Annotated in this window: 14 protein-coding genes and 1 pseudogene; 5 read left to right on the forward strand and 10 right to left on the reverse strand. The window is 57.7% G+C overall.

Features of this window, described 5'->3' with window-relative positions; all coding sequences use genetic code 11:
• Together sdhD and sdhC are read right to left on the reverse strand one after the other, a co-directional pair.
• Positions 1-255 (reverse strand): succinate dehydrogenase, hydrophobic membrane anchor protein (sdhD, locus tag ACIPIZ_RS28185; RefSeq protein WP_401168734.1); only part of this gene is annotated, 255 nt, incomplete at its 3' end.
• The gene (sdhC, locus tag ACIPIZ_RS28190) at positions 249-623 is read right to left on the reverse strand and encodes a succinate dehydrogenase, cytochrome b556 subunit (protein ID WP_034156251.1); all 375 of its coding nucleotides are present in this window, start codon (positions 621-623) and stop codon (positions 249-251) included. The genes sdhD and sdhC, both read right to left, overlap by 7 nt.
• A 362-nt stretch (positions 624-985) precedes the next feature.
• On the opposite strand from sdhC, the pseudogene gltA reads away from it, so the two are divergent.
• Positions 986-2,275 (forward strand): annotated as a pseudogene (gene gltA, locus ACIPIZ_RS28195) (citrate synthase).
• Positions 2,276-3,521: 1,246 nt separating this feature from the next.
• Here gltA and ACIPIZ_RS28200 read toward each other — a convergent pair.
• From ACIPIZ_RS28200 to ACIPIZ_RS28210, 3 genes are all read right to left on the reverse strand, one after another.
• A complete protein-coding gene (locus ACIPIZ_RS28200; RefSeq protein ID WP_064390905.1) occupies positions 3,522-5,180 on the reverse strand; it encodes a cation acetate symporter in 1,659 nt (552 codons plus the stop codon).
• Complete coding sequence (locus tag ACIPIZ_RS28205; RefSeq protein WP_016987516.1) at positions 5,177-5,488, reverse strand: DUF485 domain-containing protein; 312 nt, start codon at positions 5,486-5,488, stop codon at positions 5,177-5,179. The genes ACIPIZ_RS28200 and ACIPIZ_RS28205 overlap by 4 nt, the downstream gene beginning before the upstream one ends.
• A 241-nt stretch (positions 5,489-5,729) precedes the next feature.
• A complete protein-coding gene (locus ACIPIZ_RS28210; protein ID WP_105709413.1) occupies positions 5,730-6,581 on the reverse strand; it encodes a glycine betaine ABC transporter substrate-binding protein in 852 nt (283 codons plus the stop codon).
• A 286-nt stretch (positions 6,582-6,867) separates the two neighbouring features.
• Between ACIPIZ_RS28210 and ACIPIZ_RS28215 the strand changes: the two genes are divergently transcribed.
• The gene (locus tag ACIPIZ_RS28215) at positions 6,868-8,463 is read left to right on the forward strand and encodes a glycosyl hydrolase family 17 protein (RefSeq protein WP_401168739.1); all 1,596 of its coding nucleotides are present in this window, start codon (positions 6,868-6,870) and stop codon (positions 8,461-8,463) included.
• A gap of 98 nt (positions 8,464-8,561) precedes the next feature.
• Here the strand turns inward: ACIPIZ_RS28215 and ACIPIZ_RS28220 are convergent, their stop codons facing one another.
• Entirely contained in the window at positions 8,562-8,930 is a 369-nt protein-coding gene (locus tag ACIPIZ_RS28220) for a hypothetical protein (protein WP_064390902.1), read from the reverse strand.
• Between the two features lie 224 nt (positions 8,931-9,154).
• Between ACIPIZ_RS28220 and ACIPIZ_RS28225 the strand changes: the two genes are divergently transcribed.
• Positions 9,155-10,453, forward strand: a complete 1,299-nt coding sequence (locus ACIPIZ_RS28225; RefSeq protein ID WP_064390901.1) for a hypothetical protein — start codon at positions 9,155-9,157, stop codon at positions 10,451-10,453.
• A complete protein-coding gene (locus ACIPIZ_RS28230; protein WP_064390900.1) occupies positions 10,446-11,234 on the forward strand; it encodes a VacJ family lipoprotein in 789 nt (262 codons plus the stop codon). Before ACIPIZ_RS28225 ends, ACIPIZ_RS28230 begins: the two co-directional genes overlap by 8 nt.
• 183 nt (positions 11,235-11,417) lie before the next feature.
• Here ACIPIZ_RS28230 and ACIPIZ_RS28235 read toward each other — a convergent pair whose 3' ends face one another.
• On the reverse strand, positions 11,418-12,332 hold the full coding sequence (locus ACIPIZ_RS28235) for a DUF808 domain-containing protein (protein WP_401168744.1): 915 nt from the start codon (positions 12,330-12,332) through the stop codon (positions 11,418-11,420).
• Positions 12,333-12,467: 135 nt separating this feature from the next.
• Here ACIPIZ_RS28235 and ACIPIZ_RS28240 point away from each other — a divergent pair, with 135 nt between their 5' ends.
• Positions 12,468-13,076 (forward strand): TetR/AcrR family transcriptional regulator, encoded by a 609-nt coding sequence (locus ACIPIZ_RS28240; protein ID WP_064390898.1) that lies wholly within the window; start codon positions 12,468-12,470, stop codon positions 13,074-13,076.
• 187 nt (positions 13,077-13,263) lie between these two features.
• Here the strand turns inward: ACIPIZ_RS28240 and ACIPIZ_RS28245 are convergent, their stop codons facing one another.
• The 3 genes from ACIPIZ_RS28245 to ACIPIZ_RS28255 form a co-directional block, all read right to left on the reverse strand.
• Entirely contained in the window at positions 13,264-13,722 is a 459-nt protein-coding gene (locus tag ACIPIZ_RS28245) for an REP-associated tyrosine transposase (RefSeq protein ID WP_064390897.1), read from the reverse strand.
• Positions 13,723-13,953: 231 nt separating this feature from the next.
• Complete coding sequence (locus ACIPIZ_RS28250; RefSeq protein WP_146117578.1) at positions 13,954-15,024, reverse strand: alpha/beta hydrolase; 1,071 nt, start codon at positions 15,022-15,024, stop codon at positions 13,954-13,956.
• Between the two features lie 101 nt (positions 15,025-15,125).
• Positions 15,126-15,566, reverse strand: coding sequence for a heme-binding protein (locus ACIPIZ_RS28255; protein ID WP_038363926.1), 441 nt, complete (start codon positions 15,564-15,566; stop codon positions 15,126-15,128).
• Positions 15,567-15,837 lie beyond the last annotated feature (271 nt).

Raw genomic sequence — 15,837 nt, forward strand, 5'->3', positions numbered from 1 at the left:
CGTCAGGTAGTCGGTCGCGATGGTCCACATGCCGACCCAGGCGTGAGCGCCAAGGGCAACGAGGGCCAGCAGACTGAAGATACGCATCCCGTTGTGAGCGAACAGGCCGTGCCACTGGTCGTAGCCAATGCCCGGATTCGCTGCAAGGTATCCGATCAGGAAGATGAAATAAGCCGCGAGAACAACCGCAGACACACGTTGCGCCATCCAGTCATAGAGGCCCGAACGCGAAAGGTTCGTAACGCTGGTTACCATATCCAAACTCCTGCCAGAACGATCAACACCACGGAAACGGCGATGATAATTTTCGAGCCCAGGCGGCCGCCTTCCAGCGTCTCACCGATGCCCATGTCCATGATCAAGTGGCGCACACCGGCTACCAGGTGATACAGCAGAGCGGACAGGAGGCCCCATGCTACGAACTTGGCCAGCGGGCTGGTCAAGCATGCCTTCACTTCGGCAAAACCTTCCTCGGAACCCAGAGATTTGCCCAATGCATAAAGCATGAAGCCGATACCCAGGAAGAGGATGATGCCGGAAACACGGTGAAGAAACGACGTAACGCCGGTGATGGGGAGTTTGATGGTCCTTAGGTCTAGGTTTACAGGTCGTTGGCTTTTCACGGCTTTTTTTTCACACTGAAGAGCCCCTAACAATCAGGGCAAAGTTGTTGGGGAGTGCACTGGTCAGGTAACCACCACCCAGGGATGCGACCCCCAATAAAGCAGGCCCAAAAGCCCCTGGCGGTCGGTGGCCGAGTATAGACAGTTAGGCTACTAATGACAACGCAATCACCTACCCCCAATAGCTGATTGCACAAGTTGCATAAAAGGCGTAAATGGCAGTCAATTTCGAGGAAAAAGAGCGCTTAAAGCCTTCTGGAGCAAGACTTTAGGCAAATTGACATTCGAATTTATCTCACTATAGTGGTGCGGGCCCTGCGTGGGGGGTCTGTCTGATGGTTCAAGCATAAATAGGAGGCCACATGGCTGACAAAAAAGCGCAGTTGATCATCGAGGGCGCAGCCCCCGTCGAGCTGCCCATTTTAACCGGCACCGTTGGTCCCGATGTTATTGATGTTCGGGGCCTGACGGCCACGGGCCGCTTCACTTTCGACCCGGGTTTCATGTCGACCGCCTCGTGCGAATCGAAGATTACCTATATCGACGGCGACAACGGCATTCTGTTGCACCGCGGCTACCCGATCGAACAGCTGGCTGAAAAGTCGGACTACCTGGAAACCTGCTATCTGCTGCTCAACGGCGAACTGCCGACCGCAGAACAGAAGGCCCAGTTCGTCAGCACCGTGAAAAACCACACCATGGTTCACGAGCAGCTGAAAACCTTCTTCAACGGCTTCCGTCGTGACGCCCACCCGATGGCCGTCATGTGCGGTGTAGTCGGCGCCCTCTCGGCCTTCTACCACGACTCCCTCGACATCAATAACCCGCAGCATCGCGAAATCTCCGCGATCCGTCTGGTTGCCAAGATGCCGACCCTGGCAGCGATGGTTTACAAGTACTCCATGGGCCAACCCATGATGTAACCGCGCAACGTCCTGACGTACGCGGAAAACTTACTGCACATGATGTTCAACACCCCGTGCGAGATCAAACCGATCAGCCCGGTACTCGCCAAGGCCATGGACCGGATCTTCATCCTCCATGCCGACCACGAGCAGAACGCATCGACTTCCACCGTGCGTCTGGCCGGCTCTTCGGGCGCCAACCCGTTCGCCTGTATCGCCGCCGGTATCGCCGCACTGTGGGGCCCTGCCCACGGCGGTGCGAACGAAGCCGTGCTGACCATGCTTGACGAGATTGGCGATGTTTCGAACATCGACAAGTTCATCGCCAAGGCCAAGGACAAGAACGATCCGTTCAAACTGATGGGCTTCGGTCACCGCGTTTACAAGAACCGCGATCCTCGCGCGACTGTAATGAAGCAGACCTGCGACGAAGTACTCAAGGAACTGGGCATCAACAACGATCCGCAACTCGAACTGGCCATGCGCCTGGAAGAGATCGCCCTGACCGACCCGTACTTCATCGAGCGCTCGCTGTACCCGAACGTCGACTTCTACTCGGGGATCATCCTCAAGGCGATCGGCATTCCGACCAGCATGTTTACTGTGATTTTCGCGCTGGCACGTACTGTTGGCTGGATTTCGCACTGGAAAGAGATGCTCTCCAGCCCGTACAAGATTGGCCGTCCGCGCCAGTTGTACACTGGTTACGAGTCGCGTGATATTTCCAAGCTGGAAGACCGTAAATAAGATTTGTCTTGCGATAATTTCTTAGCGTTGTATCGGGAACGGCCTCTATTTATATAGGGGCCGTTTTTGTTTGTTCGGTTTCAGCGGCCTGTGGGCCGACTGGTTTCGGGGTTTGGGGGCATATCCGTTGCTGCGGGTGCTGCCGCTGGCGGTTTCGCTCTTACAGCGAGTCACTTTTTCCAGACGCCGGAGTGCCGGCCCAGCGAAAAGTAACCAAAAAGGCTTGCCCCGGCGTACGGCACTTCGCTGAGGCTCAGTGTTCCCTCGCTACGGTGTCCATCCGGGGACATCGCCTACGGTTTGCTTCGCTGCACCTCCTCTCGATGAATGCGGCTTCGCCGCACGGCGCTGCGCGCCTACCCCCCCGGATGAACACCTCCGCTCGGCCTGCCGATGGGGCAAAAAATCAAAAGCCAAAGCCAAGCCAAAGCCAAAGCCAAAGCCAAAGCCAAAGCCAAAGCCAAAGCCAAAGCAAGATCACAAGCCAGATCAAGAGCCCCTCACCCTAGCCCTCCCGAAACGTCGGACCGCCCGTAGGGAGAGGGGACTGATCGCGATGTTTGGGGGAGGTACGCCCACGTGAAATACCGAGTCGAACTCAGATTCTGAAACAGATCAAAAGCCCCTCACCCTAACCCTCTCCCGGAGGGAGAGGGGACTGACCGCGTGGACTGGAAGAGCTACGCCGATGTGCGATACCGTGTTGAACTCAAATTCTGAAAAGCCCACAAATCGGCCCCCTCTCCCTCGGGAGAGGGCTGGGGTGAGGGGCAGCAACAACGCAAATCAAAAGCCGAACATCCGCCCTTAACCACTCAATAGGCCGAGTGTCAGCTCGCCTGCTCTTGATCTTGATCCTCGGGCGACGTCGGAAGGCTGAGTGGAGGGGTTGATCCGGGCGTGGGAGCGCAGCGACCGTTTGGCGAAGCCAAACACAGCGAGAGGAGGTGCAGCGCAGCAAACCGTAGGCGCTGCGCCCGGATCGATCCCGCAGCGAAGGAACCCCGAGCCCCAGCGAGCGGGCCGCACGTAGGAGCAAGCGTTTTTTGCTTACTTTTTGCTGGGCCGGCATTCCGGCGTTTGAAAAAAAGTGAGTCGCCGTAAGGGCGAAACCCTAATCAGCCGTTACCGCAGCAACGGATATACACCCATTAAAAAACACACCAAAGTCCGATAACCGCCCACAAAAAATGCCCCGATCTCTCAACCGGGGCATTCAGCACAACATTAAACAACGATCAAACCATCAATGCGAAACCGCCCCGCTCGCCCCCAACCCAGTCTGCGAACGCACAAACTGCGGGAAGAACAGCGCCCGCTCTTTGTCCGCTGCCGCCGACTTGTCAGTGATCGAGAATAACCAGATCCCCACAAAGGCAATGATCATCGAGAACAGCGCCGGGTACTCGTAAGGGAAGATCGCCTTCTCATGATGCAGAATCTGCACCCAGATGGTCGGGCCGAGGATCATCAAGCCAACCGCACTCACCAGACCCAACCAGCCGCCAATCATCGCGCCACGGGTGGTCAGCTTCTTCCAGTACATCGAAAGCAGCAGTACCGGGAAGTTACAGCTCGCCGCGATCGAGAACGCCAAGCCAACCATGAACGCAATGTTCTGGCTTTCAAACAGGATGCCCAAGCCGATCGCCAACACCGCCAAGGCAATGGTGGTGATCTTCGAAACGCGAATCTCGTCCTTCTCGTTCGCCTTGCCCTTCTTGATCACACTGGCATACAGGTCGTGAGAAACCGCCGAAGCACCGGCCAGCGTCAGACCGGCAACAACCGCCAGAATGGTCGCGAACGCCACCGCCGAGATAAAGCCGAGGAAGATACTGCCACCGACCGCGTTGGCCAGGTGCACCGCCGCCATGTTGTTGCCGCCCAACAGCGCGCCAGCCGCATCTTTGAAGGCCGGGTTAGTGCTGACCAGCAGGATCGCGCCGAAGCCGATGATGAAGGTCAGGATGTAGAAGTAACCAATGAAGCCAGTTGCGTAGAGCACGCTCTTGCGGGCTTCTTTTGCGTCACTCACGGTGAAGAAGCGCATCAGAATGTGTGGCAGGCCAGCAGTACCGAACATCAGCGCCAGACCCAGCGAGAAAGCCGAAATCGGGTCCTTGACCAGACCGCCCGGGCTCATGATCGCTTCGCCCTTGGCGTGAACCTTGATCGCTTCGGAGAACAATGTGTTGAAGTCAAAGCCTACGTGCTTCATCACCATCAGCGCCATGAACGAGGCACCGGACAGCAACAGCACAGCCTTGATGATCTGCACCCAGGTGGTCGCCAGCATGCCGCCGAACAGCACGTACATGCACATCAGCACGCCAACCAGAATCACCGCAACGTGGTAGTCCAGACCGAACAACAGCTGAATCAGCTTGCCGGCACCAACCATTTGCGCAATCAGGTAGAACGCCACCACCACCAGCGAACCGCAGGCAGACAGGGTGCGAATCTGGGTTTGCCCGAGGCGGTAGGACGCCACGTCGGCAAAGGTGTATTTACCCAGGTTACGCAGACGCTCGGCGATCAGAAACAGAATGATCGGCCAGCCCACCAGGAAGCCGATCGAGTAGATCAGGCCATCGTAGCCGGAGGTGAACACCAGCGCGGAAATCCCCAGAAAGGACGCCGCCGACATGTAGTCACCGGCAATCGCCAGACCGTTCTGGAAACCGGTGATCTTGCCGCCCGCCGCATAGTAGTCGGCCGCCGAGTTGTTTTTCTTCGAGGCCCAGTAGGTGATGTACAACGTCGCGCCAACGAAGGCGACGAACATCAGGATCGCGGGAATGTTCAGCGGCTGTTTGGCCACCTCTCCCGTCAACGCGTCAGCCGCCCAGACACCCGGTGCGAACGCTGCAACGCTCAATAAAGCCAGTAGACGCCGGATCATTGCTGAGCCTCCTTGAGAATCGCATTGTTCAGGTCGTCAAACTCGCCATTGGCGCGGCGCACGTAGATACCGGTCAGGATGAAGGCAGACAGAATCAGCCCGACACCGATCGGGATACCCCAGGTTATGGATGATTCAGGACTGATCTTCGCGCCCAGAATATGCGGCCCGTAAGCAATCAGAAGGATGAATGCGGAGTAAAGCCCGAGCATGATTGCCGAGAGAATCCAGGCGAATCGTTCCCTTTTCTGTACCAGCTCCTTGAATCGGGGACTGTTTTGAATCGAGAGGTAAATGCTGTCGTTCATTGTTTTTATCCTCGCAGCACAAATTATTGTTGGAACATAGCTAATGTATGCGGCTGCGGGAGCGGGAACAGACGACCTTAGTAGTAGAACGCCATGACGTAATCGCCATTCTTCGGTACACCCAAAACAACTGTAGGAGTGAGCCTGCTCGCGATGGCGTCGTATCAGTCGACATTTTCATCAACTGACAGGACGCTATCGCGAGCAGGCTCACTCCTACAGAGGTACGGCGGTGTTGCTTTTATTTGGTCCAGTCAGCCACGCGATCCGGGTGCTTGGCGACCCAATCCTTGGCCGCTGCGTCAGGCTTGGCACCGTCCTGAATCGCCAGCATCACTTCGCCGATTTCGTCTTTCGACGCCCACTGGAAGTTCTTCAGGAACTTGGCCACTTCCGGCGCCTTGGTCGCCAGTTCTTTGCTGCCGATGCTGTTCACGGTTTCAGCTGCGCCGTACACGCCTTTCGGGTCGTCGAGGAAGCGCAGTTTCCACTTGGCGAACATCCAGTGCGGCACCCAACCGGTGACGGCGATGGATTCGTTTTTCTTCTCGGCACGGGTCAGCTCGGCAATCATGCCGGCGCCGGAACTGGCTTTGAGCGAATACTTGTCGAGGCCGTAATCCTTGATCGCCTGATCGGTCTTGAGCATTACGCCTGAACCGGCGTCGATGCCGACGATACGGTTTTTGAAGGTGTCATCGGTTTTCAGATCTTCGATCGACTTGGCTTTTACGTATTCCGGCACGATCAGGCCGATTTTTGCATCCTTGAAGTTCGGGCCGTAGTCGACGACCAGATCCTTGTTCTTCGTCCAGTATTCACCGTGGGTCACAGGCAGCCAGGCCGAGAGCATGGCGTCGAGTTTGCCGGTGGCAACGCCCTGCCACATGATCCCGGTGGCGACGGCTTGCAGCTTAACGTCGTAGCCGAGTTTCTGTTTGATCACTTCGGCCGCCACGTGGGTGGTCGCGACGCTGTCGGACCAGCCGTCAACGTAACCGATGTTCAGGGTCTGTTTTTCTGCGCTGGCGAAAGTGGAGCTCATCGCAAGCACCAGAGCGGCACCTGCGCCTAAAAGTCGTCGCATCTTCATCGTTACTTCCCCGAAATGCTGCGCCCGACGGATGCCGGGCATCGTCAACGTATTGTTATGGTGCACAGCGCCCCCATCACGCCTGACCGCAAACCAACTCGAACATCAGCGGAGTACTGATGCCTTGATCATCAACCTGACGCCTCAGGCGACCTGCTCTGTCAGCGACCTCAAGGCAACGAGAAACGACATCAGAAGGCCATTAATCGCGGCTTTATAAATGACGCCAAATAATCCGCCCGAACTTTGCATGTGCAAATCATGCAGGCCACCAACCTCTCTATAAATGCAGGTAACATGCGTCGCTTTGCAGCCACTCGGCCCGACCATGTCCGCGACGTCCCGCTTTCCTTTCCCTGCTTATTTATTTGCCTGCCTGCTGGGCCTGTTTGCCCTCGGTGGCTTCTGGTACGGCCTCGGCAAACCGGTGATACTGCCGGACGCTGCGACGCCGACGCACAAGCTGCAATGCGCGTCCTACACGCCGTTCGACAAAGACCAATCGCCGTTCGACGTGCCATTCAAGCTGCGCCCCGAGCGCATGGACGCCGACCTCGCATTGCTGGCGACACGCTTTGAGTGCATTCGCACCTATTCGATGACAGGCCTCGAGGCGCTGCCGGATCTGGCGCGCAAACACGGCTTGAAATTGATGATCGGCGCCTGGGTCAACAGCAACCCGGTGGACACCGAGAAAGAAGTCGACCTGCTGATCGCCTCGGCCAACGCCAACCCGGACGTGGTCAGCGCGGTGATCGTCGGCAACGAAGCCTTGCTGCGCAAAGAAGTTACCGGCACGCAACTGGTCCGCCTGATCAACAAGGTCAAGAGCCAGATCAAGCAACCGGTCACTTACGCCGACGTCTGGGAGTTCTGGCTCAAGCATCCGGAAGTCGCGCCAGCAGTGGACTTCCTGACCATTCACTTATTGCCGTACTGGGAAGATGACCCGTCAAACATCGACGCAGCTCTGCAACATGTCGCGCAAGTTCGCCAGGTGTTCGGCAATAAATTCGCGCCCAAAGACGTGATGATCGGCGAAACCGGCTGGCCGAGCGAAGGCCGTCAGCGCGAAACCGCCCTGCCGAGCCGGGTCAACGAGGCCAAATTCATTCGTGGTTTTGTCGCAATGGCCGAGCAAGAAGGCTGGCATTACAACCTGATCGAAGCGTTTGACCAACCGTGGAAGCGCGGCAGTGAAGGCGCGGTGGGCGGTTACTGGGGGCTGTTCGATGCTGATCGTCAGGACAAAGGCGTACTCGCCGGGCCGGTGACGAATGTGCCGTTCTGGAAGGAATGGCTGGCGGTCGGCGGGTTGATTTTCCTTGGCACACTGATCCTTGGCGGTCGCGTTCGCACCACGCGCTCGGCGCTGGTGTTGCCGCTGCTGGGCGCCCTCGGCGCTTGCTCGATTGGCGCCTGGGGTGATCTGGCGCGAGTGACCACAAGGTTTACCGGCGAATGGCTGTGGGTCGGCTTGCTGACAGCGTTGAACCTGTTGGTGTTGGCACATGCGGCGCTGGCGCTCAGTGCGCGTACTGGCTGGCGTCAACGTGCGTTCAATCTGCTGGATCGGCGTGCCGGCTGGCTGGTTGCGGCGGCAGGTTTTGCTGCGGCGGTGATGATGCTCGAGATGGTCTTCGATCCGCGTTATCGCAGCTTTGCCAGCATGGCGTTCGTGCTGCCGGCGCTGGTGTATCTGTGCCGTCCGGTGAGTGTGCCGCGTCGCGAAATTGCTCTGCTGACGTTTATTGTTGGTGCGGGGATTGCGCCGCAGTTGTATCAGGAAGGGTTGCAGAATCAGCAGGCGTGGGGCTGGGCGTTGGTGAGTGTGTTGATGGTGGCTGCTTTGTGGCGGTGCCTGCGCGTTCACAAGATTTAATATTCATCGACTGAAATGCCCCATCGCGAGCAGGCTCACTCCTACAGTTTGGAATGCGTTCTCCTTGTAGGAGTGAGCCTGCTCGCGATAGCTGACGATCAGGCGCTACGGGACTCGCGGACCAACCGCAACCCGGCAATCACCAACGCAAACACCGCCAACGTCGTGTTGTACAACGCCAGCGCCGGCACCCCGAACACCAGCGCCAGTACCGCCAGCCACCACCCTGCCCGCCCGGGCAAGACAAAACCGACCAACGCCGCCCCCAACGCTGCCCAGCCCAACACCTTGAAGTGAATCATCAATCCAAGGTTGGAACGCACCTGACATTCCCAGCGGCTGGCCTCATCCACGCAGATACCGACCCACTGCCCGTCCTCCATAAAGCCATACCGCGCGGCATAACTGGCAGCCAGCCACAACGGCAACAGAACAAGCAGCAAAATCACGGGCAAGCGGCGGGACATGAAACACTCCAATCTTCGGAAATCGTCGGCCAGCTTAATCTGCCGCCAGCCGTGTGCAAGAACTAACAACTGTTAACTGTTCATTCAGTCGGTGCAAAGTGTATCGTCCAGCTACTATTACTCCGAATTCTGCCTGTTTGGTGCCGCAGCATGGCACTTTGGCGCAAACCCGGTGGTCATAGCCTGCGAACTTCATTCGGCACCTTCCTCTAAGGGATCTAGTCATGCTCCGTTCCTTGCGCTTCGCCGCGCTGTTCAGCGGCCTTATTTTGAGTGCGTCCGCACTGGCGGTGGATATCGATGCCGCCAGTTATGGCTACCCCCTGACCAACCCGTTCGAGGCGACCATCGCCACGACGCCGCCGGACTTGCGCCCGGAATTGCCGCTGGACGACGACATCAATCAGTCGGACCGCAGCCTGACGTTGCGCCCGGAGCGAGAGTTCATCTTGCCGGACAACTTCTGGGCGGTAAAAAAGCTCACCTACCGCATCGCCACCCAGGACAAGCCGGCGCCGTTGATCTTCCTGATCGCAGGCACCGGCGCGCGTTATGACAGCACACTCAACGAATACCTGAAAAAGCTCTACTACAAGGCCGGCTACCACGTCGTGCAGCTGTCGTCGCCGACCAGTTTCGACTTCATCAGTGCCGCCTCGCGCTTCGCCACGCCGGGCGTGACCAAAGAAGACGCCGAAGACATGTACCGGGTGATGCAGGCCGTGCGCGCGCAAAATCCGAAAGTGCCAGTGACCGAGTATTACCTGACCGGCTACAGCCTCGGCGCCCTTGATGCTGCATTCGTTGCGCACCTGGACGAAACCCGTCGTAGCTTCAACTTCAAGAAAGTCCTGCTGCTCAATCCGCCGGTGAACCTCTACACCTCGATCACCAACCTCGACAAACTGGTGCAAACCGAAGTTAAAGGTATCAACACCAGCACCACGTTCTATGAGTTGGTGCTGAGCAAGTTGACTCGCTACTTCCAGCAGAAAGGCTACATCGACCTCAACGATGCATTGCTTTACGACTTCCAGCAGTCCAAGCAGCACCTGACCAACGAACAGATGGCGATGCTGATCGGCACCTCGTTCCGTTTCTCGGCGGCCGACATTGCCTTCACGTCGGACCTGATCAACCGTCGCGGCCTGATCACGCCACCGAAATTCCCCATCACCGAAGGCACCAGCCTCACGCCGTTCCTCAAGCGTGCGCTGCAATGCGACTTCGATTGCTACCTGACCGATCAGGTGATTCCGATGTGGCGTGCACGCACCGACGGCGGCAGCCTGCTGCAACTGATCGATCAGGTCAGCCTGTACGCGCTCAAGGATTACCTGCACGACAGCCCGAAAATCGCCGTAATGCACAACGCCGACGACGTGATCCTCGGCCCGGGCGACCTCGGCTTCCTGCGCAAGACCTTCGGTGATCGCTTGACCGTTTATCCACTGGGCGGCCATTGCGGCAACATTAACTATCGCGTCAACAGCGACGCCATGCTGGAGTTCTTCCGTGGCTAAATATCTCCTGCTGATTGCTGCGCTCCTCTGCACAGGCGTGGTCCAGGCCGACAACAGTAAAGCCAACGCGCCGGTTGTGGTCGACAGCGACGGCTTCAAAGAGCCGCTGTCCAAACTCAAATTCAACCCAGGCCTGGATCAACGCGAATTCGAGCGTTCGACGCTCAACGCGCTGAACGTCTATGACCCGCTGGAATCGTGGAACCGCCGGGTTTACCACTTCAATTACCGCTTCGACCAATGGGTATTTCTGCCGGTGGTCGATGGCTATCGTTACGTCACGCCAAGCTTTGTGCGCACTGGGGTAAGCAACTTCTTCAATAACCTCGGCGATGTACCGAACCTGCTGAACAGCCTGTTGCAGTTCAAGGGCCAGCGCTCGATGGAAACCACCGCACGCCTGCTGCTCAATACCACCATCGGTATTGCTGGCTTGTGGGATCCGGCGACCGCCATGGGCCTGCCGCGCCAGAGCGAAGACTTCGGTCAGACCCTGGGCTTCTATGGTGTACCGGGTGGCGCCTACTTCGTACTGCCGATCTTCGGCCCGTCGAATATCCGTGATACCGCGGGTCTGGCCGTGGACTACACCGCCGAATCGGCGATCAACTTCCTCAATGTCTCGGAAGTCAGCTCCAACCATCCGGAAGTCTGGGCCCTGCGTGCCGTCGACAAGCGCTACCAGACCAGCTTCCGTTATGGCCAGATGAACTCACCGTTCGAGTACGAGAAGGTGCGCTACGTGTATACCGAGGCGCGCAAGTTGCAGATCGCCGAATAGTTTTCGGCAGGTACAAAAAAGGGCCATTCGATGCGAGTCGAATGGCCCTTTTTCATGGCACAACAAAAGATCAAACTGTAGGAGTGAGCCTGCTCGCGATAGCGGTGTGTCAGGCGACACTTGTGGGGCTGATACACCGCTATCGCGAGCAGGATCACTCCTACAAGGGTGTTGTGTTGAATGTCAGTTTTTCAGGGCTTTCCAGATTTTGCCGACGACAGAAACCACCGCCAACACCACCGCGCCAGCAATAATCCCCGCCACACCATTGAGCAACATCGGCACCGCAAACCCGACACTGCCGGCCGCTGCGCCTACGCCTTCAATCCAGTCATGCACCACCGGCACGCCGTGAGTGAGGATGCCGCCGCCGACCAGGAACATCGCTGCCGTACCGACCACCGACAGGGTTTTCATCATGTACGGTGCCGCGCTCAGAATGGCGCTGCCGACTTTCTTCGCGACCTGCCCAGGCTTCTGGGTCAGCCACAAACCAAGATCGTCGAGTTTGACGATGCCCGCCACCAGGCCATAAACGCCCACCGTCATCACAATCGCAATGCCGGACATCACGATCACTTGCTGCGTCAGCGAGGCAGTTGCCACGGTACCCAAGGTGATGGCGATAATCTCTGCCGAGAGGATGAAGTCAGTGCGAATCGCGCCCTTGATCTTGTCTTTCTCATACGCCACCAGATCAGTCGCCGGATCGGCTACCGCCTCAGTCAGTTGCGCATGTTCGATCTCGTCTTCTGCCTTGCTGTGCAGAAATTTGTGCGCGAGTTTCTCGAACCCTTCGAAACACAAGTAAGCACCGCCAACCATCAACAGCGGCGTCACCAGCCATGGCACGAACGCACTGATCGCCAGCGCCGAGGGAACCAGAATCAGCTTATTGACGAACGAACCCTTGGCCACGGCCCAGACCACAGGAATTTCCCGCTCGGCACGCACGCCGGAGACCTGCTGGGCGTTGAGCGCAAGATCGTCGCCGAGCACGCCGGCGGTCTTCTTGGCGGCCATTTTGCTCATCAACGCCACGTCGTCCAGCACGGTGGCAATATCGTCGACCAGCACCAGCAAACTGCTTCCTGCCATGAATCCTGTTTCCTTTTATGTATGAATGTTGCGAAGCATAACGCGACCTTAGACCACGCGGGGCATTCTTGAGCGTCGCGCGAGGCCGGTGCTACCATGCGCAACCGCCAGAACAGGCAAGGAACCACCGGGTTTATGAGCACAATCCGCGAGCGCAACAAAGAACTGATCCTGCGTGCCGCCAGTGAGGAGTTTGCCGACAAGGGCTTCGCTGCGACCAAAACCAGCGACATCGCCGCCAAGGCGGGATTGCCCAAGCCCAACGTCTACTACTACTTCAAGTCCAAGGAAAACCTTTACCGCGAGGTATTGGAAAGCATCATCGTGCCGATTTTGCAGGCCTCGACCCCGTTCAATCCCGACGGTGTGCCGAGCGAAGTGCTGAGCGGCTACATCCGCTCGAAGATCCGCATCTCCCGCGACCTGCCCTTCGCCTCGAAAGTATTCGCCAGCGAAATCATGCACGGCGCCCCGCACCTGAGCACCGACCTGGTCGAGCAGCTCAACGGCCAGGCCAAGCACAACATCGACTGCATCCAGAGCTGGATTGATCGCGGCCAGATCGCCCCGATCGACCCTAATCACCTGATGTTCAGCATCTGGGCCGCGACCCAGACCTACGCCGACTTCGACTGGCAGATTTCTGCTGTGACCGGCAAGGACAAGCTGGACGAGGCGGATTACGAGGCGGCGGCACAAACGATTATCCGGTTGGTGTTGAAGGGGTGTGAGCCGGATCAGTAAGACCGCGGTGATGCTATCGCTGGCAAGCCAGCTCCCACAGGGATTTGTGTTGTTTGCAAAATTTGTATCCAACACAGAACTGGCTTGCCAACTCTCACAATCACTCATGCAGAAATGCAAAATCTTTGTCCAGCACAAAAACCTGTGGGAGCTGGCTTGCCAGCGATGAAGGCAACTCGGTTTCATATCAAATCCAAATGGCATCCCACAGCGGATAATCACCCAGCTTTTCCACCAAGCCTGCCCGCAATGGGTTGGCCACTACATACCGCGCCATCTTCACCAAATCCTCCTCCCGCCGCAGTGCACGATCATGAAAGCCTTGCTGCCAAAGCGGCCCGCTTCGACCGCTGCACTCGTTCACGTCCCGAGCAATCAAAGATTTGGTTTCCCTCATCAGCCTTCTGAGCGAACAGTTTTCCAGCTCAATCAACCAATGAAAATGATCCGGCATGACTACCCATGCCAACGACTTTGCCAGTCCAACATTTTGCGCGCGACGAAATTGATGAACGACCAATCTGCCCAGAGAGAAATTGGCGAAGATGGGTTTTCGATCAAGAGTGTTCGTGGTCAGTAGATAGATGCGGTTGGGCTCGGCATAGCGACCGGCTCGCAGACGATGTGAAGCAGGAAGATCAGGCAATCCATTGCCCCTTCATGATGGGTTCATCAGAAGGCTAGTCCTCTGTGGTCTATACGGCGGGCTGGTCTTTTTTCTTGATGTGTCAGTCAGGCCGCCATCGCTGGCAAGCCAGCTCCCACAGGTTTTTGTATTGGTTACAAAATCTGAACAAAACAAAAAACCTTGTGGGAGCTGGCTTGCCAGCGATGACAATCGATCAGACGCTAGCGATCAAACCGATACACCCACATCTCAAACCTCCTCCCCCATCAACCAGCGCAACGCCTGCGGCAGCGAGGTGCTCCAGTCGTCCGGGAAAGTATGTCCAGCCTCATGAGTGCGGGATTTGACCTCGTTGCCGTCGCTGAACAATTGGCGGAAATCGGCGCTCATCTGTAGATTGCCCGGCCCTTCTTTTTTGCCATTGATGACAAACACACGCTTGCCGCGCGCCTTGCTTTCGGTGGGCGTCGGTTGATTGCCGCCGGGTGACAGCAGCAGTGCGCCGGCGTAATCGTCCGGGTGTTGCGCCAATAGCGCGCCGGCGTGTTGCGAACCTTGCGAGAAGCCCATCAGGAACACGCGTTTGCGATCGATGCATTGCTGGGCTTCGAGGGCTTTGAGGCCTTTCTGCACGGTTTGATGGGTGCCTTCGAAACCGGGGCCGATCCAACGGAAGCTGTCGACCGCGTTGATCATTTGCGTGCCGTTGATCCCCAGAATGATTGCGCCGGTGTCGGCCAGCGGCTGGTAGTCTGCATCCAGCTCACCATTGACACCGTAACCGTGCAGCCACACCACCACCGGGCGGCAGGCTTTGGGCGCAGGGATCTTCGCCGACGGATTGAGCACGGAAATCGCGCCAACCTTGCCCTCGGCGATTTTCTTGTAACGCTGCTGCGCGCTGGCCAGTACGGATTTGTAGGTGGCGGTGTCGCGGAGCTCGGAGAAGTCTTCGTCCCCTGCCAGCAGCGGGCCGAACCACAGGCCACGGTCATCGGCCTCCTGCAGATAGCGCAGCGCCAGTCGATCATCGCCACGGCGGGCAAACAGCGCCGCCACCTGATAAGGCGCCAGCAGTTGCTTGGGATCTTCACGGGAGGCTGCCAGGTAAACCGCAATTGCCTGCAACGTGTCGGTTTCTTCGAGCTTCTCGGCCCGCTCCATCAACTCCGGTACATCGTCGGCGTTGAGCAGTGCAGAAACCACCGGACTCAGCGCGTTAAAGGCGATTTCGTCGGCGTCGGGGGCTTCCGTCGCATGCAGGACGGGCGTGCAGAGGGTGATGGCGGCGGCCATCGTCATGGCAAATAGCGTTTTCACGCAGATCTTCCTTGATACATAAACGAGAGGGGCGGCAGTCTATAGACCCCCGCCCCGCTTCGTCATCATCACGCCATCAGACGTGCTGATTTATTTTCCGGTCAGGCCGCCACCCCCGCATCCGCCCTCAACTCCAACGCCTCCACCGCTTTAATCGCCACCTGCTCATCGATATCCGACAAATCCCCGCTGATGCCGATCGCGCCCAGCACATTCCCCGCCTGATCCCGAATCAACACGCCACCCGGTGCCGGCACGACGCTGCCCTGGCCCATGCTGTTGAGTGCGGCAATGAAGGCTGGCCGTTGTTGCGCGTCGAGTGCCAGCAGGCGTGAGCCTTTGCCCAGCGCGATGGCGCCCCAGGCTTTGCCGATGGCGATGTTCGGGCGCAGCAGGCTGGCGCCGTCTTCGCGTTGCAGGGTGATCAGGTGGCCGCCGGTATCGAGTACCGCGATGGTCAGCGGCGCGGCGTTGATGCCGCGCCCTGCGTTGATGGCTTCGTTGACCAGGTTGACTGCGACTTTCAAGGTTAAAGCGCTCATGGTGCCGTCCTCATTTTGTTATAGGGAAAGTCGTGGGGCTGCGGTTTTGTGCCGCAGTCCGATGCAACAAATAGAACACAATGAATTATTTTTTTGTATACAATAATTCTCGAAAAGCGCCACATGCGACGAAAAGCCACAGTCACAAGGGCTTCCGACGAATGAAACAGGCGCTTGAGAAAATGGATTGACCTGCGCCGTCCGCCGTGAATACACTCTGCGCAAAGCCACTTGTATACAATTACAAAACGTAAAGAGGCACAAAAACAAC

Origin of the sequence: Pseudomonas sp. NPDC087690, from assembly GCF_044743175.1 — a bacterium.
In the GTDB taxonomy this organism is placed as follows: domain Bacteria; phylum Pseudomonadota; class Gammaproteobacteria; order Pseudomonadales; family Pseudomonadaceae; genus Aquipseudomonas.

What these genes read in the sequence shown, in the direction of transcription:
- ACIPIZ_RS28200 (WP_064390905.1), bottom strand. Translation starts at nt 5,180, where the DNA reads ATGATCCGGCGTCTACTGGCTTTATTGAGCGTTGCAGCGTTCGCACCG.
- ACIPIZ_RS28205 (WP_016987516.1), bottom strand. Translation starts at nt 5,488, where the DNA reads ATGAACGACAGCATTTACCTCTCGATTCAAAACAGTCCCCGATTCAAG.
- ACIPIZ_RS28210 (WP_105709413.1), bottom strand. Translation starts at nt 6,581, where the DNA reads ATGAAGATGCGACGACTTTTAGGCGCAGGTGCCGCTCTGGTGCTTGCG.
- ACIPIZ_RS28215 (WP_401168739.1), top strand. Translation starts at nt 6,868, where the DNA reads ATGCAGGTAACATGCGTCGCTTTGCAGCCACTCGGCCCGACCATGTCC.
- ACIPIZ_RS28220 (WP_064390902.1), bottom strand. Translation starts at nt 8,930, where the DNA reads ATGTCCCGCCGCTTGCCCGTGATTTTGCTGCTTGTTCTGTTGCCGTTG.
- ACIPIZ_RS28225 (WP_064390901.1), top strand. Translation starts at nt 9,155, where the DNA reads ATGCTCCGTTCCTTGCGCTTCGCCGCGCTGTTCAGCGGCCTTATTTTG.
- ACIPIZ_RS28235 (WP_401168744.1), bottom strand. Translation starts at nt 12,332, where the DNA reads ATGGCAGGAAGCAGTTTGCTGGTGCTGGTCGACGATATTGCCACCGTG.
- ACIPIZ_RS28240 (WP_064390898.1), top strand. Translation starts at nt 12,468, where the DNA reads ATGAGCACAATCCGCGAGCGCAACAAAGAACTGATCCTGCGTGCCGCC.
- ACIPIZ_RS28255 (WP_038363926.1), bottom strand. Translation starts at nt 15,566, where the DNA reads ATGAGCGCTTTAACCTTGAAAGTCGCAGTCAACCTGGTCAACGAAGCC.